We start from the raw sequence: 24,210 nt of genomic DNA, 5'->3' as shown, positions 1-24,210 counted from the left end.
TGGCACGATATTTTCTATGTAAAATGCGGAATCAAAGATGAATACCAAAGTTCTTTTAACATTAGTCGTTTTGATGACATCCTTTTATGGATTTTCCCAACGGGGCGTTCGTATAGGTTATGTGGATATGGAGTATATCCTCGAAAATGTGGAAGAGTACAGGGATGCCACAAAGCAGTTGAACGACAAGGCCCAAAAGTGGAAGCAGGAAATCGAACTGAAGCAAAGCGTTGTCGAACAAATGAAAAAAGATTTGATGGCGGAAAAAGTGCTCTTGACCGACGAACTGATTTTGGAGAGGGAAGAAGAGATACAGTTATTGGAAAAGGAAATGTTGGACTATCAACAAGACCGTTTTGGACCTCAAGGGGATTTGGTGCTACAGAAACAATTGTTGATACAGCCGATACAGGATCAGGTTTTCAATGAAGTACAAAAAATCGGTACCAATAAAAGATACGATTTTATTTTTGATAAATCCGCAGATGTTGTAATGTTGTACTCCGAAAAAAGACACGACATAAGTGACTTGGTTTTAAGGGAGATAGGACGCACAAGAAAAATAAGTGCATCAAACAAAAAACAAGAGGAACAAAGCCGTTTGGAGCAGTTCCAGGAAGAGGAGGACGAAATAAGCGATGCGCTCAGGGAAAGACAAGAGCAGGCCGAAGAGGCCCTTGAAGAAAGGGAGAAAGCAGCAGAGGAACGCAGAGCCGAAAAATTAAAAGAAAGGGAAGAACGCAAGAAAGCGTACGAAGAACGAAGGAGAAAATTATTGGAAGAGCGCGAAGCCCAGCGAAAAGCCAAATTGGAAGAGCGAAAAAAAGCGCAAGAACAACAAAAGGATTCAATAGGATAGATTATATTGAAACACTAAATTTAAAGTCAAAAAAGTAACGTTGAGAATCATGAAAAATGTAAAAAGAATCGCTGTAGCCCTAGTATTGTTTGTTGCGGCTACTGGTTTTGTAAATGCTCAGAGCAAGATTGCACACATCAATGTGCAGCAATTATTGTCTGATATGCCGGAGATGAAGGCTGCACAAGCTGAATTGAAGAAATTACAAGAAACTTACAGAGCGGATATCCAAAGCTCTATGACCGAGCTTCAAAACAAGTACACACAATACGAAAACGAAGCAACTTCCAAAACAAGGGAAGAAAACGAGCAAAGAGCTGTTGAACTACAAGGTTTCCAACAGAATATCCAAGAAGCGGAGCAAGCAGCTATGCAAGAAATGCAAAAGAAACAACAAGAATTGTTTGCACCTATTTCTGAAAAGGCAAAAGCAGCAATCGAGAAAGTGGCAGCGGCAAAGGGTTACGATTACGTAATCGATGCAAGCCCAGGATTGAGCTTGATCGTATCCAAAGGCCCGGACCTTTTGGCCGAAGTAAAAAAGGAACTAGGTTTCTAAACCTTACTTTCAAATAAAATAGTAAACCGCTTTTTTTAAAGCGGTTTTTTTATGCCATAAAAATTTAAGCCACTATTTTTAAGTATGCCAAAACCAATAGGAATTTTTGACTCAGGAGTAGGAGGCACCTCCATTTGGAAAGAGGTGGCCAAAATGCTCCCTAATGAAAACACCATTTATTTGGCGGATAGTGCCAATGCCCCGTATGGTGAAAAGTCAAAAGAAGAGATTTTAAGACTCAGTATCAAGAATACGGAGTATTTGCTCAGTTCGGGCTGTAAAATCATTGTAGTGGCCTGTAACACCGCCACAACAAACGCTATAGATTATCTCCGTTCACATTACGATGTTCCGTTTATTGGAATAGAGCCCGCCATAAAACCAGCGGCCCTTCAGACCAAAACAAAAAAAGTTGGGGTGTTGGCTACAAAGGGAACCCTCTCCAGCAGTTTGTTCCATAACACTTCCAAACTCTTTGCCGATGGAATCACTGTCTTGGAGCAAGAAGGTAAGGGTTTGGTAGAGCTGATAGAAACAGGTGAGATTGACTCCCCGGAGATGAGAAACCTATTGGTAACTTTCCTGAATCCCATGCTCGAGGAGAATATAGATTGTTTGGTGCTGGGGTGTACGCACTATCCCTATCTTATTCCAATTTTGAAGGAAATATTGCCGAGCAATGTCAATATCATAGATTCGGGCGAAGCCGTGGCCCGTCAGACCAAGACCGTTTTGGAACAGAATAACTTGCTAACCAAGGTCAATGATAATCCTGAACATCTTTTTTACACCAATACCGATGTAAAAGTTTTGAAAGATTTGGTCAACGACCCCACTGCTCAGGTATCTTCTATGGATTTTTAAATCCTATTTTCTTTTGTAGGTGAGGTAGGTAAAATCATATTCGTGCCTATCATCCTTTGGGTGATGTTCTTCTTTTACCAGTTTCCACTGTTCTTCATCAATCTCTGGAAAAAAGGCATCTGCCTCAAAAGTACCGTGAACCCTTGTCAATTCGATATCCGTGGCACGGTCCATGGATTGCTTGTAGATTTCTCCGCCCCCGATAATAAAAGCAGTCTCGTTGTCCTCTACCAGCGCAATCGCATCCGCCAATGAGTGCACAATGGTGCAGGGGAACTTCGGGACGTAATCCTCGTCTCTTGTAATGGCAATGTGGGTTCGGTTGGGCAATGGCTTTGGGAAACTCTCCAAGGTTTTTCTGCCCATTATGATTTTATGGCCTGAGGTCAAGCTTTTAAAACGTTTAAAGTCGTCCGGTAAATGCCATACCAAGTCGTTGTCCTTGCCCAGGGCATTGTTTTCGGCCGCGGCCGCAATAATGATCAATTTTCTCATTGATCTTTTTTTTTATTGATTTTGGAAAGCGGAAAGTCTGTTTCTATTTCCTTTTGGATTTCGCTGATACGCTTTTTTTGAAGGTTTACCAATCGCTCGCGTTGCTGGCGTTCCCAATCTTGCCCCATAAATTTATGTGTAACAAAAACATTGAATGTGTGCAGGGCAACCAAAAAAGCCCATGCCAATACAATCCAAATGGACCAATCGTAGGCTTCCCCGTACTTGAGTACCTTATTGGCAAGAATCAAAAAAATACTGCCGATCAAAAAAATCACGAAATGCGAGAACAATCGTTTCTTTTGTTTGGTGCGCTTATGGGCATTCTCCAAAAGTTCGTGCTGCTGTAAATCTATTTCGGACGTCTTCTTTTTACCAAATGACAACATGGAATGGCTATCTTTACCAACAAAGATAACTGAATTGTATCCAAAAATCCCGACATGCAAAACCTAAGAAAAAAATTTCCCGTACTCAATCATTGTGTTTATGCCAATACTGCATCCGCAGGTCTGTTGAGCGAAGATTTGATGGAGTGGCGCCAAGGGCACGATCTTGACTTTTTGATTGGCGGCAGTGAAATGAAAAATAAGGGCTTTGCCCATATGCCCGAAATAAAAAAGGTAGTGGGGAAATTTTTTAATTGCAAGGCCGAAAATGTAGCCCTGGTCCCTAATTTCACCTTGGGGTTTAACTTGTTGTTGGAAGGATTGCCCAAGGATAAAAAAGTATTGCTGGTCAATAAGGATTACCCAAGTGTCAACTGGCCGTTCGAGACCAGAGGTTTTGAACTCGACCATGTGGATGCCGATGAACATATGGAAGAAAGTATCCATGCCAAGGTCAAGAAGGGCGATATTGATATTCTCGCCCTCAGTTTGGTGCAATGGGTAGATGGGGTCCGTATTGACTTTGACTTTTTGAAGGATTTGAAAAAGGAATTTCCCGACCTGATGATTCTTGCCGATGGCACACAATACTGTGGTACGGAGCCGTTCGATTTTGAAGCATCGGGAATCGATATTTTGGGAGCCAGTGCCTACAAATGGATGCTGGCCGGCTATGGTAACGGCTTTTTCTTGGTAAAAGACTCCGTAATGGGCCAATTTGAGCTTAGGGGCATAGGGAATGGTTCGGTAAACAATGATGCTTCCAAACGGAACAGTATTACGTTCTGTAAGTTTCTGGAGCCTGGCCATTTGGATTCCCTCAATTTTGGGAGCTTGGAGTTTGCCGTGAAATTTTTGGACGAAATAGGTCCAGAGAATGTGCAGGCGCAATTGCAAAAGCTATCAAAAAAGGCAATGGCCGCTTTTACTGAGCTTGATTTGCTAGAGCCTTCGGTCACTAAAAGAAAGCAGCACAGCACCATATTCAATATTAAGGGAGATAAGCTCTTCAATAAACTCACTGAGGAAAATGTGGTGGCCTCACCACGTGGGGGAGGCATCCGCTTGAGCTTTCATTTTTACAATACCGAGGAGGAAATAGATGTTATTGCAACACTTATAAAACGCTGGAGGTCAAACTCATAATTGGTAAAAAACACGGATCTTATTTGCTAAAGTAATCCTTCGGTTAGGTGGATTTTATCAAATTGATAAATCGATTATAACTAATTGTAAATAAGATGTTTTATGTATTGCTTTGTACCTGAATTAAAAAAAATTGGTACCATGGCAATTAAAAAACAATACCTAAAAAGCAAGCCTGTTTGCAAGGTAACTTTCACGGTTCCTGCAGATGAGGCAGAGACAGTTGCGGTAGTTGGCGATTTCAATAAATGGAATCCCAAAAAGAGCGGCTTAAAGAAATTGAAGAACGGAACCTTTAAGGGTACGTTCGAACTACCTGTGGAGAACAGCTACGAGTTTAGATATTTGGTAGACGGCAACTATACCAACGATGGTGAGGCCGATCGTTACCAATGGAACGATTATGCCGGAACCGAAAATGCCGTATTGGAAGTGTAAATGATTTTTGAGCTGCCATCAGATTCCGCTGGACTGTGATGGTGGCTTTTCTTTTTTAGCTGTATTTCTAGCTATTTTTTAAAAATAGAGGTGTCAACTTCATCAAAAGAAGTGATTACATCATAATTCCATTTGCTGTAATCATTTTTGGCCGAATCAACGATTATAATTTTTTTGGCCTTGGAATTTTCGGCTGCCAATATTCCTGAGGTCGAATCTTCAAAAATCAATGTTTCACCGGCATCGATATCTAAAACATCAATAGCTTTAAAAAAGATTTCGGGGTCAGGCTTGCTTTTTATGTTTCCATTGCTATAAACGATTCGGTCCAGGTCAAAATATTTTTCTAGCTCCAAATGTTCAAAATAGAACTGCAGATTGTAAAGGTCAGAAGCAGTTGCAATGGTAAACGGGATATGGTTTTTGTCTAGATATTCCAAAAGATCCAAAACTCCGGGAGCCAACTCCATTTTTTCTTTTAAACAGAGCGACTGGTAGATACCCTCTTTTTCTATACTTAAGGTGTTTATTTCATCTTTTGATAGTTTTTTGGAGAACAGATTGGACATGATCTCCGCATTGTTTTTACCATGGATTTTAAGGTTTTTCTCTTCGTCGGTGAGCACAAAGGAATGCTTCTTTAAAAAAATGTCCCAAGCCTGATTATGCAAGTGGGTATCAAAAAACAGGGTACCGTTAAAATCAAATATTACACCTTTTATTGCCATAAAGTTCAAGTTTGTTCAATTATCAACCCCTCCAGGGCTGTTTGTCTATTCTGTCCAGTAATCCACAACCGTTACATCGGCAATGTGCGGGCCGGCGATGTCGCCAAAAGCCACATGGTCGGGGTGGGTGAGATAGGTGTCACGGTCAGCTTCGCTATCAAACGTCAAAAAGTAGCAGTGCGTGAGCCCTTTGTTCAAATTCTCCGGGCTGTTGTTTGTGCCCCACTCGTATCCTTTTATTTCCGAAATTTTTGATGGTAGGGCGTTAAAGGCTTCTTCCACTTGATGTATTTCTTCTTCGGATGAGGTCTCCTTAAATTTGAACAATACTACGTGGCGCAATTTTGGTGAATCGATGGCTTTGGTTTCTTTCACGGTCTTTTCTTCCTCTTTTTCGGTGGTTTCTTTTTTGGCTTGCTCGCCACAACTGGCGAACAACAATGCGGCAAATATGGTGATGATGGGTTTCATGGGATTAATTTGGTTATAAGTTTAAATCAGTTTTTAAGGTGTTTGGATGTTGTCTGGTATCAAATACTGTTACAATTTCGATTTCATCGGTTTCTGGCAAGATGCGATAGAAGCAGGTAGATTGTTTTGTAACAACACATTTGTAGAGTCCCATCATTTCAGTGGACTTTGGGCAACTATTTGGTTGAGACGCGATTTGCGACATCTTTTTATCGAACTTTTGGAAGAACTGGTCTCTTGCTTTTACTCCCCAGTTTTCTATCAGATAATCGTTTAGTTTTAGAAGTTTTGATTCAGCAAGCTTGGATAAAAATACCTTCATCAGGAAATCTTCTTAACAAACGAATCATAAGAAACTCTTTTTCCTTCATCAAGTTCCGCCAACCCTTTTTTTATCTCTTGTTGCTGTTCAGGGGAAAGTTCGTTCCAAAAATCCCCTTGTTCTTTTCGGAGAATGTTCGCCATTTTCTCGATGATGCTGGCATTGTCCACCTTTAAAATGGCCTGTATCAATTCTAATTTGGATGCTTTTAAATCCATGACTTTATCGTTTAACTCAAAGATACGATTTTCAATGGATTATGTGGGTGCGGTGTTGCCAGTTCCGTTTGTGGTAGTTGTCCTCGGTATTAGGTTTGCTCTAATTGGTAGAACACACACTTTTTAATTGTCTCAGAAAGAATGGAACAGTCATAATTTGTTGTGACGCTTTATTTGTTTGAGTAGATTACATTTGAATCATGACCGAAAGCGAGAGAAAATTTTTGGACTTGTTTGAAGATGCTTATGCATCTCCTTTAGATCTGGCCAAAGAATTGGAGTTGGGAATTGACATGCTTTTTTATTTGGAAGAAGGAGTCTTTTTGAGAAGGGAAATCCAAAATGTGGCCGCTGCTTTGCGGGGTATAAGTACGGTGTTGAAGAGTTGTGATTGGCACGAGCCAAGAGGCTCGCGGTAGCAGGGGCCATTAGGCTCAAACTAGTGCCGTATTTTAATTAGTTTCTTTAATTCGCTAATACTAAGAGTGTCTAGTTTACGGTGTAGCATTCTATGACAATTGGCGCAGACCAAAGCTAAATCATTCATTTTAGTAATTGTTTCTGCTTCTATTTCGGATAATGGTTTTTTGTGATGACATTCTATAAATCCCTCTCCCAATTCACCATACATTTTAAAGAAATCAAATCCACATACTTCACAATCCAATTTTCCATGAATTTTTAAATAGCCATCTTTTTTCTTTTTGTTGAGCTTTGAATTGCGTTCTCGATACTTGTGTAATTTATAGATTACTTTACCTTCTTTTACTTCTGGCTCGTCATCTTCTTCGTAATTATCAATTTGGTACAAGTTTCCTGTCAATTCTGAATTGGAAACAGTATTTTTTATTTGATTTGCGATTCTATGTAACCCATTTACATCATCTTCAAATTCAAAGAAAATTTTTTCATCCAACTTGCTATATCTATCCATTCCTTTGCCCTCATATTTTGGGTCAATTGCCTTAAAGTTGTTTAGTTTCATGGATACGCCATTTGGATTTCTAAACTTCGTGCTGTCTATTCTTTCTTTGTGGATTGGAAGTTTGTTTAGTATTTCGGAAACAGCAATTACTTTGGGGTTTTTACTGTCCATTTCTCTTGACTCAATATTGTGATATAGGTCGAGAGCGAGAATGATTTCATCTCGATGCCATTTAGGAGGTTTCATATGAGGTTTTATATACAACCCAAATTACTAAAAGTAACTCTAGCTATGTCCTCAAATCTATGAAAAACTAATTAACACTATGAGTTCAATATCGCAACCACTCCTTTGAGATGCGGATGTGGTCAGTTGTTCAGGATCTATTCAGCCAAAATTGTCAACCTTCATGTTCAATGCGCATGGTTAACGACCTATAATACTGGCATATTTGATTATTTTAGGATCTGTATTGTTACTATATGAATGGAATTTTACAGTAAACATTAAATGCTGCAATTGTTTTTCTCTTGTCCAAACACCTGAATTTGTCATTATTTAATTTGGCTTATTTTTAGGTTATGAACTTGGTAATCACAGATTAATTCGTTCAAAAGACTTTTCGTTATATCAGAACCTCCAGGTAATATATGCATGAAAATCTCAACTCTGTCATCCACAGTAAGAGTGTTCAGCTTTTCGTCATCGCGAAAGAATTGCATAAACACTTCTCGTGTCATCTCTTTATATTCACATTTCATCAGTTGTAAAGGATTTCAGTTTAAACCAAACTGTATTTTTCAATAAATAAGAATCAATAGTGCATTAATGCAAGTTAATTGTGTCTTTTCAAATTACTTCCCATTAAATTCACACCGCAACCACCCCTTTAATATGAGGATGTGGGTCATAGTTCAATAGCTCAAAATCATCAAAGGTAAAGTCAAAAATATCCTTTACTTCGGGGTTCAATTTCATGGTGGGCAAGGGGCGTGGGTCACGGCTCAATTGCAGTTCCACCTGCTCCATATGGTTGTTGTAGATATGGGCATCACCAAAGGTGTGGATAAAGTCGCCAGGTTGGTAGCCGCAAACTTGGGCCATCATTAAAGTAAACAAGGCGTAGGAAGCAATATTAAAGGGCACTCCCAAAAAGATGTCCGCACTACGTTGGTACAATTGGCAAGAAAGTTTACCATCCGCCACATAAAACTGGAAAAAGGCATGGCAGGGTGGGAGAGCGGCCTTACCGTTCGCCACATTTTCGGAAAAAGATATCGATGTATTGGGCAGTACGCTGGGGTTCCAAGCGGAAACCAGCATCCTGCGGCTATTGGGGTTGTTCTTCAAGGTTTCGATAACTTCCTTGATCTGGTCGATTTCCTCGCTGTTCCAATTGCGCCATTGATGTCCGTATACTGGGCCAAGATCGCCATTTTCATCGGCCCACTCGTTCCAGATACGCACGCCGTTTTCCTGCAAATAGGCAATATTGGTGTCCCCCTTTAAAAACCATAACAGTTCATGGATAATGGATTTAAGGTGCAGTTTTTTGGTCGTTACCATCGGGAATCCTTCGGAAAGGTCGAACCGCATCTGGTAGCCAAAAACGCTCAAGGTTCCTGTTCCCGTGCGGTCACCTTTTTGGTTCCCGTGCTCCAATACGTGCTTTAAAAGGTCGTGGTACTGTTTCATGCTGTCTGTTCCGTTACTAATGTCATTTCGAGTGGTTTTCCGCTAGCGGAAAATTGTATCGAGAAATCTTATCCGATTAAACTTTGGTCATCTCGACATCCCTTCGACTACGCTCAGGGTAACAGCTCGATATGACAAAAAATCAATCCATCGAAATTACTTCAATAAGTGTTTTTTGGAAACAAAAAGGCAAAAGACTTATGAAGAGTTTATTAACTGTGAGGGGGTGAAGGGTTACCCTAAAATGGTCCCAGCAATGGTCGCGGATAACAATGAAGCCAATGACCCGCCCAAAACCGCCTTCATTCCAAAAGAGGAAAGTGTTTTACGTTGACCGGGCGCCAATGACCCTATACCTCCAATTTGAATACCGATGGAGGCAAAGTTGGCAAAGCCACACAGCATGTACGTGGCCATGATTACCGATTTGTTGTAAGTGAAATGAACTCCGCTTGCCACATTTTTAAGATCGGCCAATTGAATGTACCCGACGAACTCGCTTGCGGCCAGTTTTATCCCGAGCAGTTGCCCCATGAGCATAATGTCTTCATTGGCAACACCTATCAACCACATAAGCGGGGCGAATATGGTTCCTAGAATGGCTTCCAGGGAAAATTCGGTGTACGGGGAATTGGCGGCTATCCAATTATTGAAAGTAGTAAGATCGCCTACCCAGCCCAAGATTCCGTTGATCATGGCAATAAATGCCACGAAAACCAGAAGCATAGCACCTACGTTCAAGGCGAGTTTAAGACCTTCGGTGGTTCCATTGGCAATGGCGTCCAGAATGTTGGCGCCTATTTTTTCGGAAGAAACCTCCACATCTGTATTGACCTTCTCGGTCTGTGGATACAATATTTTTGAGATAACAATGGCCCCAGGTGCTGCCATTACGGATGCTGCCAAAAGGTGCTTGGCGAAGACCAAGCGAAGTTCTGGGTCATCGCCCCCTAAAAATCCAATGTAAGCGGCCAAAACAGCTCCGGCTACGGTAGCCATTCCGCCGATCATCACCAAAAGGATTTCCGATTTGTTCATTTTTTCCAAATAGGCCTTGATAAGCAAGGGGGCTTCGGTCTGGCCCAAAAAGATGTTTCCCGCTACGGAAAGACTCTCCGCTCCCGATATGCCCAAACTTTTGGAAAGCAACCAAGCCATCCATTTTACGACCACTTGAATCACACCTAAATAATATAGGACCGAGGTCAAAGCGGAGAAAAATATAATGGTGGGCAATACTTGGAAGGCAAATATGTAACCAAAGGTGTCCATGTCCACGACCAATCCTTCAAACAGGAATTGGCTTCCGGCACGGGTAAAATCCAGTATGCTTACAAAGATGCTTCCTACCTGTTCAAAAATATATTGTACAAAAGGGACTTTGAGGACCCCGATGGCTATCAACACTTGCAGGGAAAGTCCTATTCCGACGGTTTTCCAATTGATGGCTTTTCTATTGGAACTGAACAAAAATGATATCAATATAAGGACGGCCATTCCCAACGCCCCACGGAGCAATGTGGTAATAGTGAAACCTTGATTGGGAATAATTTCAGCGGTTTGCTGCGCAGCAATGTTCTCCGTAATGGTGGAGCCAATGGCTACATTAAGGGAATCCGCGGGCAATGAATTTTGGCCGAAAGCGACCGAACAAAGGAGTAAAAGTATCAGTAAACTTTGGGTCTTTTTCGCCATGTATGTTGTTGATTATTTGCGCTTGGAAATTTCATCCCTCAATTTGGCGGCCTTTTCGTAGTCTTCGCTGGCCACTGCATTATCCAATTCTTTATGAAGTTCTTGTAGGGACATTTGTCTGTACCCGTGGGTATCGGAACCTGATTCTAACTCCACGGCTTCTCCTTCTTGAAGGATTTCGTCGACCATAATGCTGTCGTCCTCGTCCTCTTCTTTCTCTTTGGAAGAAAATTTTAGGAAAATACCGGCTTTGTCCAAAATGGTCTTGTAGGTGAAAATAGGAGCATTGAACCGCAGTGCAAGTGCAATCGCATCGCTGGTGCGGGCATCGATGATTTCTTCGTCGTTATCGCGTTCACAGATAATACTGGAATAAAACACACCGTCCACCAATTTATGGATGATCACTTGTTTGATCACAATTTTAAACCTGTCCGCAAAGTTCTTGAACAGATCATGGGTCAAGGGCCTCGGCGGTTTTATCTCTTTTTCCAAAGCAATGGCGATGGACTGTGCTTCAAAAGCTCCGATAACTATGGGGAGCTTTCGGTCTCCCTCCTCTTCATTTAAAATAAGGGCGTATGCGCCATTTTGTGTTTGGCTGTATGATATCCCCTTTATTTTTAATCGTACTAAACTCATATATCTCCTCCTAAAGCAAAGGGGCCGTCCAAATAAGTGGCTTTACCAGTTATCTGAACAGCCCCTTGCAATGGGCAAATTAACAAAATTTAAGTGTTTTGGGCTTTAAATTCTTTTAATTTTTCGATGAGTTCGGGCACTACTTCGAAGGCATCCCCTACAATTCCGTAATCAGCGGCCTTAAAGAAAGGTGCTTCGGGATCATTGTTGATGACCACTTTTACTTTGGAGGCATTGATACCTGCCAAATGCTGAATGGCCCCGGAAATTCCGATGGCAATGTACAGATTGCTTGCAACTGGCTTACCTGTTTGGCCAACGTGTTCACTGTGCGGGCGCCATCCCATATCCGAAACTGGTTTGGAGCATGCGGTTGCTGCACCCAAAACATCGGCCAGTTCTTCGACCATGCCCCAATTTTCGGGCCCTTTTAGTCCTCGACCACCGGAGACAACGATATCCGCATCGGCAATGGTTGCTTTTCCGACCACACGATCTACTTCCACCGATTTAACGGCAAAGGCCTTGTCGCTCAATGATGGGCCAAAATCTTCCACCGAAGCAGATATATTGTTTTCAGCAACACCAAATGCGTTGCTGGAAACTCCTATAATCTTTACATCCGACGAAATCTCGGTCATGGCGAACCCTTTATTACTGAAAGCGGTGCGCTTTACTACAAATGGAGAGGTGCTTTCTGGTGCAGCCACTACGTTTGGTACGTATCCGGCAGTTAATTTAGCAGTTAGGATAGGTGCCAAAAACTTGCTGTCCGCACTGGAACTCAATATAATTACTTTAGCGCCCTCTGCTTTTGCAGCCTCGGCCAACACTTCAGCATAGGCTTTTGCGTTAAAAGTTGCCAATGAGCCGTCTGATACCCTCAAAACTTTGGATACCCCGTAGGTTCCCAATGAGGCATCGTCCTCGGCATTGAAAGAGACCGCTGTTACGGTTGTGCCTAAATCTTGGGCCACTTTATGTGCGTAAGAGGCCGCTTCGAAGGCATTTTTTTTGAATTTTCCCTTTAGGGATTCTGTATATACTAATACTGACATAATTTCTTGATCTTGTTTAGATAACTTTTGCTTCGTTGTGCAGTAGTTCTACCAATTCTCCCACGTTGCCGGCATCGACCAACTTAACTGGTCCCTTGGCTGCAGGTTTTTCAAATTTTTGGTCTTGGGTAGGTTGAGCGGCTTCAACGGGTTCTACCACGTTCAATGCTTTTTTACGGGCCATCATTATACCTCTCATATTCGGGATGCGAAGGTCACTTTCCTCTACCAATCCTTTTTGACCACCAATCACTAGTGGAAGCGATGTGCTGATTTTTTCCTTACCACCATCGATTTCACGGGTTGCGGTTGCGGTATCACCATCGATTTCGAGACCGATACAGGTATTCACAAAATTCATATCCAATAAGGTTGCGAGTATTCCGGGAACCATACCGCCATTGTAGTCGATGGATTCCCTACCTGCGATAATGAGGTCGTACTCACCATTTTTGACCACTTCGGCCAATTGCTGTGCCACAAAGAAACCGTCTTTCGGCTCGGCATTTACCCGAATCGCTTCATCGGCACCAATGGCCAACGCTTTTCTGATGGTCGGCTCCGTTTGGGCACCGCCAACATTTACCACATGGACCGTTGCGCCTTGTTTTTCCTTGAACCACATGGCACGGGTGAGTCCGAATTCATCATTTGGATTAATAACAAATTGAACCCCGTTTGTGTCAAACTGGGTATCGCCTTCCGTAAAATTGATTTTGGAAGTAGTATCCGGTACGTTGCTAATGCAAACTAAAATCTTCATATATACTTTAGGTTTATCTGTTCAAATATAAATATAAAAATCCTAAATTTATTATGCATGCATAATAAATTTTGTTCTTTTTTTGGATTTTCGTCAGGCAAGTTTCGGGTAGTTTTTGCTATTTTTGCTTGCGTTTTTAAGCAGACTATAAACATTTAGTACGATTCAATGAAAACATTACAGTTTAGGGAGGCAATAGCCGAGGCTATGTCCGAAGAAATGCGAAGGGATGATACCATTTATCTGATGGGCGAGGAGGTAGCCGAGTACAACGGTGCTTATAAGGCTTCCAAAGGCATGTTGGATGAGTTTGGACCGGAGCGTGTATTGGACACCCCAATTTCAGAACTTGGTTTTGCCGGTATCGGTGTTGGTTCTGCAATGAACGGCAATAGGCCCATTATAGAATTTATGACGTTCAACTTCTCCTTAGTGGGGATTGACCAAATTATAAACAACGCTGCCAAAATTCGTCAGATGTCCGGTGGTCAGTTCAATTGCCCTATAGTATTTAGAGGTCCTACGGCTTCAGCAGGACAGTTGGCCGCTACGCACTCCCAAGCTTTTGAAAGCTGGTTTGCAAACACTCCAGGACTTAAAGTTGTGGTTCCTTCAAACCCAGCGGATGCAAAAGGTTTGTTGAAATCGGCCATCCGTGATGACGACCCGGTAATTTTCATGGAATCAGAGCAAATGTACGGTGACAAGGGTGAGGTGCCCGAAGGAGAGTACACTATCCCATTGGGGGTTGCCGATATCAAAAGAGAAGGTACCGATGTGACCATAGTTTCCTTTGGAAAAATCATCAAAGAAGCCTATAAGGCGGCGGATGAGTTGGAAAAAGAGGGCATAAGCTGTGAAATCATAGATTTGAGAACGGTTCGTCCCATGGATCATGATGCAATTCTTACTTCGGTTAAAAAAACCAACAGAATGGTGATTTTGGAGGAAGCTTGGCCTTTTGGTAATGTGGCCACCGAAATTATCTATCACGTACAGGACAAAGCTTTCGACTATTTGGATGCGCCTATCGTGAAATTGAACACAGCGGATACCCCTGCACCATACTCTCCAGTACTTTTGGCGGAGTGGTTGCCGAACCACGAAGATGTCATTAAAGCTGTTAAGAAAGTGTTATATAAGTAATAGAAATATATTTTGAGGTATATTAGCCCCGTCAATTTTATTGACGGGGCTATATTATTTAGGGAACATTTTTTTGATTAGAAATTACTTTGAACCAAATTTGACCTGAGTTGAATGGGAACTAGCAGTTGTGCTGTTCCACAATGTCCCACATACTTGCCTATGAAAAGATTCTTTTCTGTTTTTTTCCTGATTTTTACAGTTTGTGTCAGTGCGCAGACCAAAATAGAAGGGATAGTTTCCGATGACACGGGAATGCCGATTGCCTTTGCCAACATCATTTTTGTAAACTCTTCCGAGGGAACCATTACCAACGACAATGGTAGGTTTTATATGGAATCCGATGAGACCTATGATGCCATCAAAGTGTCCTTTATCGGATATGAGACCAAGGAGATTCCGTTGGGGCAAAAGGTGAACTACAATATGGAAATTGTGCTGACCGAATCTGCCGAACAGCTTCAGGAAGTGGTGGTCTATACCGGAAAACAATCCAAAAAGAACAACCCGGCCATAGATATTTTACGCAAGATTTGGGCGAAGAAGCGGGAGAACGGGGTGCGCAAATTCAAGCAGTACCAATATGATAAATATGAGAAAATTGAGTTTGATCTGAACACTATCGATAGCGCTTTGATCAAAAGCAAGCTATTCAAAGGGCTCGAATTTATGTTCGAAGACCTGGATACGTCTCGAATCACAGGAAAAACTTATCTGCCCATGTTCTTGAGCGAGTCATTCTCCAAAGTGTATGGAGATAATGTACTCGATAGGGAAAAGGAAGATGTGCTGGGTAATAAAAACTCGGGATTCAGTGGGAACCAAGCCATAACCGCCTTTGTTGAGGACCTCTATTCTGATTACGATATCTACAATAATTACCTCAAGTTTTTTGACAAGAGCTTTACCAGTCCGTTGTCCAAAACAGGGATAGATGTCTATAACTATGTGCTGTCCGATAGTACCTATATTGATGATAAGTGGTGCTACAATATTATTTATTACCCACGTCGCAAGAACGAGTTAACCTTTAAAGGTGACTTTTGGGTAAACGACACCACCTTCGCCATCAAAAAAATTAATCTACAGGTCACCAAAAGTGCCAATATTAACTGGGTAAAGGAGATTTATATTGAGCAGGATTTCGAAGTGGTCAACGATTCGGTTTTTTTATTGAAACGTGATTACATGCTGAGCGATTTCAGTTTTTCCAAAAAAGAAGAATCTCGAGGTGTCTACGGGAAACGTACCACCGTTTTTGACAATTATAACTTTAACAATCCACGGTCCGAAGATTTTTACAAGGCCGTTTCCGATCCATACGACCCGCGGGTGTTCTCGCAGGATAGTATTTTTTGGGAAAATGCCCGTCTAGAGCGTTTGAACGAGAACGAATCGGGAATTTTCAAATTATTGGATACCTTAAAAACAGTGCCCAAGTTCCGAACCTACTACGATATTGTCAGTATTCTAGGGTCGGGTTACGTCGAAATCGATAAATGGAATATCGACATCGGGGATATATACAGCACTTTTGGTTATAATGATGCCGAAGGTGTTCGGCTGAGGGGCGGTGCCCGGACCTATTTTGGACAGAATGATCTTTGGCGATTGGAAGGATATATGGCCTATGGTTTCAACGATAAAAAGTTTAAGCACGGATTTTCAGGAAAGTTTTTGCTGGATCGAAAGAACCGTTTGATCATTTCAGGAGGAAATAGACGGGATATAGAGCAATTGGGGTTAAGCTTAACCAGTACCAACGATGTGATGGGAAGGAGCATTGCTTCATCATCACTGGTAACGGTAGGTTCAAATGACCGTTTGACCAATATCAATCTTTCCACATTGAACGTGGAAATGGAACCTGTGAAGAATTTTAGAATTGATGTTGGTGGCTCGTTCAGAACCCTCAGTTCGGCATTGCCGGATGCTTTTAGCCTGGATTATGTAGATCCAAACTCACCTTCAGGAATTTCATCGGAAATAAAACAGTTCGACCTTACTACCACATTGATCTATACCCCTGGTAAACGGACTATTGGTTATGGCGTGGAACGATCTAATATCAATGATGATTATAGCACACTTGTATTAAAATATACCAAAGGTGTGGATGGGTTTCTGGAAAGCGATTTCGATTACGAGAAAATCCAATTTTCCTATCAGCAACCATGGCAAATAGGAGGTTTTGGTAGGTTAACAAGTACTGTGGAACTAGGGAAGACCTTTGGAGCAGTGCCGCTGGGGCTCTTGAGCGTAATTCCGGGAAACCAGACCCTGTTTTCACTTTATAATGTATTTCCCAATCTGGATTTCTACGAATTTGTGACCGATACGTACGCCACCGTGCATCTGGAACACAACTTCAACGGTCGTTTGTTTTCAAGAATTCCATTGTTGCGAAAGCTGAATCTAAGGGAGATAGTGGGGGTGAGAGGAGCTTGGGGACAATTATCCGAAGAGAATATTGCACTTAGCGCGCCTACCAACATTCCTTTAATGGCACCGGAGGATCAGGTGTATTGGGAATATTCTTTAGGGGTGGGCAATATTTTTAAAATACTTCGGATAGATTTCAACTTCCGTGGCAATTACCTCGAAAATCCAGATGCACGTGCTTTTGGGATTACAGGGACCTTCGGGTTTAATTTTTAATTCAAAGGAAACCTGCGAATTATGTGGTCTATTCCAGTAATACTGGTTATTTTTGCAGCATAAATTATATCACTAACATGTCTAAAAAACCACGTATTACCTTCGATGTACTTGTAGAAATTCCAAAAGGTAGCAGGAACAAGTACGAATACGACTTCACCCTCAACAAAATTCGATTTGACAGAACCCTTTTTTCTTCAATGATGTACCCTGGAGACTATGGTTTCATTCCAGAGACCTTGGCCTTGGACGGGGACCCATTGGACGTTTTGGTTCTTTGTACCGAACCCACATATCCCATGGTTGTTGTAGAAGTAAAACCTGTTGGGGTTTTCCATATGACCGATGAAAAAGGACCGGATGAAAAAATCATCTGTGTTCCTGTTTCTGACCCTATCTGGAGTAAAAGGGACGATATCAGCGAATTGAATCCACACCGATTAAAAGAGATTGAACATTTCTTTCAAGTATATAAAGATTTGGAAGAGAAGAAGGTAGATACCGGTGGATGGGGAGATGTAAATGAGGCCATACAAATCTATCATGAGTGTGTTCAACGCTACGAAGATAGCGACCACAAAAAAAGAAGGGCTTATACCATATAGATTACATAAATATAACTTTAAAAAAATGCGCTTTTAATAATTAAAGGCGCATTTTTTTTATTACTTCGTATTTTACTACATTAGCTGGCATTAAAAAATTCTAAACTATCTAACCTATGGATTTAATCGTAAAATTTTTGCCTGTATTTGGTGTCTTGGGCCTTCTTTATGTATTTATCAAGAACATGTGGATTTCCAAACAAGAGGTCGGTACCGATAAAATGGCAAGAATTGCCAAGAATATTGCCGATGGTGCAATGTCCTTTTTAAAGGCCGAGTATAAAATATTGAGCATTTTCGTGGTCTGTGTTGCCGTGCTGCTCTTCTTTAAAGGAAGTAACGAAGCAGGTTCCAATGGTATGGTGGCCGTTTCCTTTATTGTGGGGGCCATCTGTTCCGCCCTCGCTGGGTTTATTGGAATGAAGGTTGCCACTAAAGCCAACGTTCGTACAACCAATGCAGCAAGAACATCATTGGGCAAAGCACTCGAAGTAGCCTTCGCCGGTGGTGCAGTTATGGGCCTCGGTGTTGTCGGTCTCGGAGTATTGGGGCTGAGCGGACTCTTCATGATCTATAGTGGTCAAGGTTGGGAAATCGCCGAAGTATTGAACGTGCTCTCCGGTTTTTCGCTAGGGGCTTCATCCATAGCATTGTTTGCCCGTGTGGGCGGAGGTATCTACACAAAGGCAGCAGATGTTGGTGCCGATTTGGTCGGTAAGGTCGAAGCGGGAATTCCCGAGGACCACCCTTTGAACCCTGCAACCATTGCCGACAATGTTGGGGACAATGTTGGGGACGTTGCCGGTATGGGAGCTGACCTTTTTGAATCTTACGTAGGATCCATTATTGGTACAATGGTATTGGGCGCCGTATTTGCTGGATTACCTGAATTTCAAACTGCGTTCGATGGCCTTGGAGCCGTGTACTTGCCTTTGGCATTGGCGGCGGTGGGAATCGTGATGTCCATTATAGGTACCTTTTTTGTAAGGGTAAAGGATGGTGGTAATCCGCAGACAGCCTTGAATATTGGTGAATTTGGATCAGCAGGTTTGATGTTGATCGCTTCCTACTTTATAATTACAGGAATGCTGCCAGAATCTTGGGTCGAAGGAGGAAAGGAATTTACTTCCATGGGAGTATTCTGGGCAACTATTGCTGGTCTGGTAGCTGGACTCCTAGTCGGAAAAGTAACAGAATATTATACAGGAACCGGAACAAAGCCTGTGAATTCCATAGTGCGACAGTCAGAAACTGGAGCGGCAACCAATATCATTGCCGGTCTTGGAGTAGGAATGATGTCAACAGCGGTGCCTATTATTTTAATTGCCGCAGCCATTTTGGTTTCCCATCATTTTGCAGGATTGTACGGAATTGCAATCGCCGCAGTGGGAATGTTGGCCAATACCGGTATCCAATTGGCTGTTGATGCCTACGGACCTATTTCGGATAACGCAGGTGGTATCGCCGAAATGGCGGAACTTCCCAGCGAAGTTCGCGAAAGAACGGATAAATTGGATGCTGTAGGAAACACTACCGCAGCAATTGGTAAAGGATTTGCCATTGCGTCCGCTGCATTGACCGCATTAGCGCTTTTTGCAGCCTTTATGAAAACGGCCGGAGTTACCTCAATTGATGTGTCCCAACCCGATATCATGGCCGGACTCCTGCTCGGAGGTATGTTGCCATTTGTATTTTCAGCGCTTTCCATGAACGCCGTAGGTAGGGCTGCCATGGCCATGATCGAAGAGGTGCGTCGACAGTTCAGGGATATTCCACAGTTGAAAGCAGCTTTGGAGGTGATGCGAAAGTATGATTCCGATATTTCGAAAGCAACTGCCGAGGACAGAAAGATATTTGATGCTGCCGATGGTTTGGCAGAATATGAAAAGTGTGTGGCCATTTCAACACAGGCTTCCATAAAAGAGATGGTATTGCCAGGATTGTTGGCCATTGCCGTTCCTGTGGCGATTGGTTTTATAGGCGGTGCTGAGATGTTGGGCGGACTTTTGGCAGGGGTGACCACCGCTGGTGTGCTCATGGCCATATTCCAATCCAACGCGGGTGGGGCATGGGATAATGCCAAAAAGACCATCGAAAGTGAAGGCCGTAAAGGCAGTGATGCACATAAAGCCGCAGTGGTAGGTGATACCGTAGGTGATCCTTTTAAGGATACTTCCGGTCCTTCTTTAAATATTTTGCTTAAATTAATGTCCGTAGTGGCTTTGGTAATCGCACCTAGTTTGGTAAGCCTTTCCCCGGCAGATGGAGTTGGTATCAGTAAAGAAGATGGAACCATGATTACCATCACTGAAGAGGGAATGAAAGAAACCAGAGCAATTGAAAAGGAAATCAGGGTCGAGATCAGTAATACTGCTGATGGCAAATACAAAGCTGTGGTTACCTCGAGTACGAATGAAAACGGAGAGGTTGTTGAAGAGACCGAAGAGCTTATGGCCGATTCCAAAGAAGAATTGGAGAAAAAAATACAAGAATATAAGAGTGCCGAGGCAAAGGATTAGCTCGCGCTTTTTTGAAAGCTGGAAAAACCACGCCATTTGGCGTGGTTTTTTTATTAATTCAATTTAAACGTGATGGGAAGAGAATAGGAAACCTTTACGGGTATGCCTCTCTGTTCTCCTGGTTTCATTTCGGGTAATTTTGATATTATTCTAGCCGCTTCTTTTTCTAAAGATTCATGAGGTCCACGAAGTCGCAAGTTGTTGATTGAACCATCTTTGTCAATTGTGAACATAATGCTCACCCTACCTTGCAATCCCATCTCTTTTGCAGGATCAGGATAACGAAAGTTCTTTCTTATATGCTTTTGTATCATTTCTTGAAAACAATCTCTTTTCTCTTTCTCAGTATTCTCATTTTCACAACCAGGAAAAATGGGGGCGTTCTCAATCAAAATAAACGGTATCTCCTCTGGAATATCGTCTTCCGCCACAGCAACATCTTCAACTTTGGCAATTTCGGTATCCTGATTAGTATCAGAAGCTTCTATCACAGTTTCCTCTATCTTCTCATCATTATTCTTGATTTCAATTTTCGGAGGGGTCTGGATTTTGGGCTTGGGAGGCTCTGGAAGTTTTATTTTGAGAATGGTAGCGTCTTCAATCAATTGGTCGTCAACCTTTAATTCACCAACGTCCCAAGAATCATCTTGGTAATAGGTCTTCAACTCCAAGGCCAAATAAGCCATGAGTAATACCAACGTCATGCCAACAAAAAAGTAGAGAAGGCTGTTTCGTCTTAAATCGAGTTGTGGATTTTTTTTCGGTTCCATAATTTTCAAATTTTTGGCCTGTACAGGCGTAGTTAATAGCTATGGTAAGCTACTTTGAAAATGGACCGAATTAAAACGCCAATGAGTGAACGGGCTATTTGGTTGAGGGAAATTGAAAAACGTATCTAATCTACAATGGACTGATAGACCAAAGCCCTTAATTTTCCATGATCGTCAATGTCGCCTGCGGGAATCAGTTGGGTAAAATAGACCACTAACATTTCCTCTTCAGGGTCTACCCAGTAGTTGGAATGGTAAGCCCCGCCCCAACCATATTCACCGACCGACCCGGGAAGGCCTCTATCTCCCAAATCTTCTACAACAGAAAATCCCAAACCAAAACCAGTGCCACCTGCCCAAGGAAAAGTGGCCTCGCCCAAATGGTCTACAGTCATGAGTTCAACGGTTTTTGGGGAAAGAAGCTGTTTTCCGTTGAAAGCGCCTTTGTTCAACATCATTTGAAGGAATTTGGCGTAGTCCGAAGCCGTGCTCAACAACCCTGCTCCGCCTGAAAAACTTTTTCGCGGTCCGTTGATATAAGCTCCTTGCCCTACCATACCCCCAGGATTTGGTGCACGCTCCAGACCATTTTCGGTAGAGGAATATACTGTAGCTAATCGTTCGGTCTTCTCTTTTGGGAGATAAAAATGGGTGTCGTTCATGCCCAATGGGTCGAGAATGTTCTCCTTTAAAAAAACATCCAATGGTTTTCCCGATGCCACTTCGATAACTGCACCCAAAATATCTGTGTTATAGCCGTAAACAAACGCTTCGCCGGGCTGCGATTCAAAAGGTAGTTTTGCCATTCTTTTTACGGTGGCCAATATGGGTTCGTCCCTATCGGCAAAATACCAGCCTTGTATTCCAGCTTTTTTCCATAAATCGGCAGCAATGCCCTCTCCATAGGACACACCAGATGTATGTGTGAGCAAGTCCCGAATGGTTATCGGTCTATTGGCAGGTACGATATCATAAGAACCATCATCCTTGCGAACGGCTACCGTGGTTTCCATGAACTCTGGGATATATTTCCCAACAGGATCCGTAATCAATAAGCTGCCATTTTCTTGCAACATCATTATTCCTGTGCTTACAATGGCCTTGGTTTGAGAAGCAATCCTAAATATGGAATTTTTTGTCATGGGAACATTGTTTTCCAGATCGTTTTTTCCAAAGGATTCAAAATAGGCAATCTTGCCTTTTCGGGCTACAAGTAAAGTTGCTCCAGGCAACTCTTTTTCATCGATATAACCCTGAAAGGTTTTTGAGAGTCTTTCCAGTCGTTCGGAAGACATGCCTACATCTTCTGGAGAGGCTTGGCTGAGTTCTTGGGCTTGGATGCCCAAATAAAGAAAAAATGCAAAGAAGAGGGCCAGGTATTGGTTTCGCGTTATTGTTCTCATGATGTTGTATTTAGTTTGCGATGTGGTTAAATGCACTTAAATATACCCAATATTGGGTCTAAAAAGAAGTCCCTATATCCAATGTTCAAAAATTAGAAGGACATGGATAATCCTAAACCAACTTGTTCACCGTTGTAGAATGGCACAATGGCTCCATCCATGGTTTCCTTGTCCTTGAAAAGGGTGTTTTTGATAAAGGGGTGAATCCAATAGGCAATCTTGGCGCTTAGCATTCCTATTCCGGCCCCAGCGGCTACATCGGTGAGCCAATGTCTATCATTATAAATTCTAAAAAAGCCCGTTCCAGCTGCCATGGTGTATCCCATTATGCCATACCAAGGCGAGATGTGCTTGTACTCCTGATATAAAAATTCCGCTCCCATAAAAGCAGTTGCAGTATGTCCGGAAGGGAATGAATTTTTGGAAGAACCGTCGGGCCTTTCCACATTTGAGGTCTTTTTAATGGTATTGACCGTGGCACCCATGATCAAATAGGCGGTCCCCAAAATTATGGTCCTATCTTTAAAGTTGTGTTTTCCCTTGATACCAAACGCATTCAATCCGTAGACCGATAGAAATGGTGTGTATTGTGATATGTCGTCAATGGTGAACCTTGTATCGATGTGCTCATTGATTTCATTTTTGATGTCAGAATTAAGAAATTTTAATTGATGGCTCTCCAAGCCAATAACGCCATAGGTTATCAACGACGCCGGAATAATCAAGGATTGGTATTTGAACCTTGGATTTTTTTGCTGTTGGAGCGAATCGTTTTTTATGGACTGACCAAAAATATGAGCGGTGATGAAAAGTAGAAAAAATAATATTTTTTTGAAATGTCTCATTGAATATTATATCGATCTAGAATCGAAAAAAATAAGTGTTTTCAAAAAAAAGATTTCGTGGTGGCCCAGGCTATTCAAAAAGTCCATGAATTTCCCCATCGATTCGGTTGATGACCTCCCCCAAGTCTTCGGGATTGTCCACAAAATCAAGATTGTCCACATCAAAGATGAGCAATTTGCCCTTTTTATAGGTGTTCACCCAAGCTTCATAGCGCTCGTTCAGGCGGCTCAAGTAGTCAATGGAGATTGAGTTTTCATATTCACGCCCACGTTTATGGATTTGATTGACCAAATTGGGGATGGAACTGCGTAGGTATATCATTAAATCCGGCGGTTGCACCAAGGATTCCATCAATTCAAATAGGCCCTTGTAGTTTTCATAGTCACGATTGGTCATGAGTCCCATCGCGTGGAGGTTAGGGGCAAAAATATGGGCGTCCTCATAAATGGTACGGTCCTGGATTACACTTTTGCCACTTTCCCTGATCTTTAAAATTTGACGGTACCTACTGTTCAAAAAGTAGATCTGAAGGTTGAAGCTCCATCGCTCCATCTGGGTATAAAAATCATCGAGATACGGGTTGTCCACCACATCTTCAAAATGGGCCTCCCACTTGTAATGTTTTGCAAGTAAATTGGTCAACGTAGTTTTGCCGGCCCCGATGTTGCCTGCCACAGCAATATGCATAAGATGTCAGTGTTTTTTGTGTTTGTACCAAGGGAATGAAATCGTCGCAATATACAAAGTATATCTACTTATCGAAAAAAAACTGGTTGAAATGGAAGTGGTGTGCATCGGTCAAAACAAAGTTTTAAAATACGTTTCAAATATGTACTTTTGGCCCTTGAAACGAGGAAAGATTTGACTGATTGCAACCTCTTGTCCCGAATCTTTGGTTCAGGATCAAAAAATGCTAAAGCAGTTTCACCGTACCGCATACGGGCGTCCCGAAAGGATGTAGACTTCTAGAGCCCCTTCTGTCAAATCTTCATTAAA

General features: G+C 42.2%; 26 protein-coding genes. 10 read left to right on the top strand and 16 right to left on the bottom strand.

Annotation, left to right across the window (positions count from 1 at the left end):
- Positions 1–37: 37 nt before the first annotated feature.
- The 3 genes from J0656_RS11225 (at position 38) to murI (ending at position 2,282) form a co-directional block, all read left to right on the top strand.
- Entirely contained in the window at positions 38–859 is an 822-nt protein-coding gene (locus J0656_RS11225; RefSeq protein WP_207033786.1) for an OmpH/Skp family outer membrane protein, read from the top strand.
- Positions 860–908: 49 nt separating this feature from the next.
- Positions 909–1,418 (top strand): OmpH/Skp family outer membrane protein, encoded by a 510-nt coding sequence (locus J0656_RS11220; RefSeq protein ID WP_207033783.1) that lies wholly within the window; start codon positions 909–911, stop codon positions 1,416–1,418.
- 84 nt (positions 1,419–1,502) lie between these two features.
- Positions 1,503–2,282: a glutamate racemase gene (murI, locus tag J0656_RS11215; RefSeq protein WP_207033781.1), complete on the top strand. Its 780-nt coding sequence runs from the start codon at positions 1,503–1,505 to the stop codon at positions 2,280–2,282.
- Between the two features lie 3 nt (positions 2,283–2,285).
- On the opposite strand, the gene J0656_RS11210 is transcribed toward murI, so the two are convergent.
- Both J0656_RS11210 and J0656_RS11205 read right to left on the bottom strand, forming a co-directional pair.
- Positions 2,286–2,777 (bottom strand): dihydrofolate reductase, encoded by a 492-nt coding sequence (locus tag J0656_RS11210; RefSeq protein ID WP_207033779.1) that lies wholly within the window; start codon positions 2,775–2,777, stop codon positions 2,286–2,288.
- A complete protein-coding gene (locus J0656_RS11205) occupies positions 2,774–3,166 on the bottom strand; it encodes a 2TM domain-containing protein (RefSeq protein WP_207033777.1) in 393 nt (130 codons plus the stop codon). The genes J0656_RS11210 and J0656_RS11205 overlap by 4 nt, the downstream gene beginning before the upstream one ends.
- A gap of 54 nt (positions 3,167–3,220) precedes the next feature.
- Between J0656_RS11205 and J0656_RS11200 the strand changes: the two genes are divergently transcribed.
- Together J0656_RS11200 and J0656_RS11195 are read left to right on the top strand one after the other, a co-directional pair.
- On the top strand, positions 3,221–4,312 hold the full coding sequence (locus J0656_RS11200) for an aminotransferase class V-fold PLP-dependent enzyme (protein WP_207033776.1): 1,092 nt from the start codon (positions 3,221–3,223) through the stop codon (positions 4,310–4,312).
- Between the two features lie 141 nt (positions 4,313–4,453).
- Positions 4,454–4,750 carry an isoamylase early set domain-containing protein gene (locus J0656_RS11195; protein WP_207033773.1) on the top strand — a complete coding sequence of 99 codons (297 nt, stop codon included), beginning with the start codon at positions 4,454–4,456 and terminating at the stop codon, positions 4,748–4,750.
- 71 nt (positions 4,751–4,821) lie between these two features.
- Here J0656_RS11195 and J0656_RS11190 read toward each other — a convergent pair whose 3' ends face one another.
- The 4 genes from J0656_RS11190 to J0656_RS11175 are packed head-to-tail and all read right to left on the bottom strand — an operon-like array spanning position 4,822 to position 6,489.
- Complete coding sequence (locus tag J0656_RS11190; protein ID WP_207033771.1) at positions 4,822–5,478, bottom strand: HAD family hydrolase; 657 nt, start codon at positions 5,476–5,478, stop codon at positions 4,822–4,824.
- A gap of 45 nt (positions 5,479–5,523) precedes the next feature.
- Entirely contained in the window at positions 5,524–5,949 is a 426-nt protein-coding gene (locus J0656_RS11185) for a Dabb family protein (protein ID WP_207033769.1), read from the bottom strand.
- Between the two features lie 13 nt (positions 5,950–5,962).
- Positions 5,963–6,271, bottom strand: coding sequence for a type II toxin-antitoxin system RelE/ParE family toxin (locus tag J0656_RS11180; protein ID WP_207033767.1), 309 nt, complete (start codon positions 6,269–6,271; stop codon positions 5,963–5,965).
- Positions 6,271–6,489 (bottom strand): hypothetical protein, encoded by a 219-nt coding sequence (locus J0656_RS11175; protein WP_207033765.1) that lies wholly within the window; start codon positions 6,487–6,489, stop codon positions 6,271–6,273. Before J0656_RS11175 ends, J0656_RS11180 begins: the two co-directional genes overlap by 1 nt.
- A gap of 200 nt (positions 6,490–6,689) precedes the next feature.
- Here J0656_RS11175 and J0656_RS11170 point away from each other — a divergent pair, with 200 nt between their 5' ends.
- Positions 6,690–6,908 (top strand): hypothetical protein, encoded by a 219-nt coding sequence (locus J0656_RS11170; protein WP_207033764.1) that lies wholly within the window; start codon positions 6,690–6,692, stop codon positions 6,906–6,908.
- 20 nt (positions 6,909–6,928) lie between these two features.
- On the opposite strand, the gene J0656_RS11165 is transcribed toward J0656_RS11170, so the two are convergent.
- The 6 genes from J0656_RS11165 to J0656_RS11140 form a co-directional block, all read right to left on the bottom strand.
- Positions 6,929–7,660 (bottom strand): HNH endonuclease, encoded by a 732-nt coding sequence (locus J0656_RS11165; protein WP_207033762.1) that lies wholly within the window; start codon positions 7,658–7,660, stop codon positions 6,929–6,931.
- Between the two features lie 624 nt (positions 7,661–8,284).
- A complete protein-coding gene (locus tag J0656_RS11160; RefSeq protein ID WP_207033760.1) occupies positions 8,285–9,109 on the bottom strand; it encodes a thymidylate synthase in 825 nt (274 codons plus the stop codon).
- A gap of 234 nt (positions 9,110–9,343) precedes the next feature.
- Complete coding sequence (locus J0656_RS11155; protein WP_207033759.1) at positions 9,344–10,804, bottom strand: NupC/NupG family nucleoside CNT transporter; 1,461 nt, start codon at positions 10,802–10,804, stop codon at positions 9,344–9,346.
- A gap of 12 nt (positions 10,805–10,816) precedes the next feature.
- Positions 10,817–11,446 carry a bifunctional nuclease family protein gene (locus J0656_RS11150; protein WP_207033757.1) on the bottom strand — a complete coding sequence of 210 codons (630 nt, stop codon included), beginning with the start codon at positions 11,444–11,446 and terminating at the stop codon, positions 10,817–10,819.
- A gap of 89 nt (positions 11,447–11,535) precedes the next feature.
- Positions 11,536–12,504, bottom strand: coding sequence for an electron transfer flavoprotein subunit alpha/FixB family protein (locus J0656_RS11145; protein ID WP_207033755.1), 969 nt, complete (start codon positions 12,502–12,504; stop codon positions 11,536–11,538).
- Positions 12,505–12,520: 16 nt separating this feature from the next.
- Entirely contained in the window at positions 12,521–13,267 is a 747-nt protein-coding gene (locus J0656_RS11140) for an electron transfer flavoprotein subunit beta/FixA family protein (protein WP_207033752.1), read from the bottom strand.
- 168 nt (positions 13,268–13,435) lie between these two features.
- Here J0656_RS11140 and J0656_RS11135 point away from each other — a divergent pair, with 168 nt between their 5' ends.
- The 4 genes from J0656_RS11135 to J0656_RS11120 all read left to right on the top strand — a co-directional run bounded on the left by J0656_RS11135 (position 13,436) and on the right by J0656_RS11120 (position 20,195).
- Positions 13,436–14,413, top strand: a complete 978-nt coding sequence (locus tag J0656_RS11135) for a pyruvate dehydrogenase complex E1 component subunit beta (RefSeq protein WP_176621206.1) — start codon at positions 13,436–13,438, stop codon at positions 14,411–14,413.
- 162 nt (positions 14,414–14,575) lie between these two features.
- Positions 14,576–17,071 (top strand): DUF5686 and carboxypeptidase-like regulatory domain-containing protein, encoded by a 2,496-nt coding sequence (locus J0656_RS11130; protein WP_207033750.1) that lies wholly within the window; start codon positions 14,576–14,578, stop codon positions 17,069–17,071.
- A gap of 77 nt (positions 17,072–17,148) precedes the next feature.
- Complete coding sequence (locus J0656_RS11125) at positions 17,149–17,676, top strand: inorganic diphosphatase (protein WP_207033749.1); 528 nt, start codon at positions 17,149–17,151, stop codon at positions 17,674–17,676.
- A gap of 116 nt (positions 17,677–17,792) precedes the next feature.
- Positions 17,793–20,195 carry a sodium-translocating pyrophosphatase gene (locus tag J0656_RS11120; RefSeq protein WP_207033747.1) on the top strand — a complete coding sequence of 801 codons (2,403 nt, stop codon included), beginning with the start codon at positions 17,793–17,795 and terminating at the stop codon, positions 20,193–20,195.
- Positions 20,196–20,248: 53 nt separating this feature from the next.
- On the opposite strand, the gene J0656_RS11115 is transcribed toward J0656_RS11120, so the two are convergent.
- From J0656_RS11115 to J0656_RS11100, 4 genes are all read right to left on the bottom strand, one after another.
- The gene (locus J0656_RS11115; protein WP_207033745.1) at positions 20,249–20,965 is read right to left on the bottom strand and encodes an energy transducer TonB; all 717 of its coding nucleotides are present in this window, start codon (positions 20,963–20,965) and stop codon (positions 20,249–20,251) included.
- 125 nt (positions 20,966–21,090) lie between these two features.
- Complete coding sequence (locus J0656_RS11110; RefSeq protein WP_207033744.1) at positions 21,091–22,368, bottom strand: serine hydrolase domain-containing protein; 1,278 nt, start codon at positions 22,366–22,368, stop codon at positions 21,091–21,093.
- A 92-nt stretch (positions 22,369–22,460) separates the two neighbouring features.
- Positions 22,461–23,213 (bottom strand): phosphatase PAP2 family protein, encoded by a 753-nt coding sequence (locus J0656_RS11105; RefSeq protein WP_207033742.1) that lies wholly within the window; start codon positions 23,211–23,213, stop codon positions 22,461–22,463.
- A gap of 70 nt (positions 23,214–23,283) precedes the next feature.
- Positions 23,284–23,901: a deoxynucleoside kinase gene (locus J0656_RS11100; RefSeq protein ID WP_207033740.1), complete on the bottom strand. Its 618-nt coding sequence runs from the start codon at positions 23,899–23,901 to the stop codon at positions 23,284–23,286.
- Positions 23,902–24,210: the final 309 nt, after the last annotated feature.

The sequence above is a fragment of the Flagellimonas aurea genome (genome assembly GCF_017313785.1).
Taxonomy (GTDB): Bacteria; Bacteroidota; Bacteroidia; order Flavobacteriales; family Flavobacteriaceae; genus Flagellimonas; species Flagellimonas aurea.
This window is presented reverse-complemented; position numbering and strand designations above follow the sequence as displayed.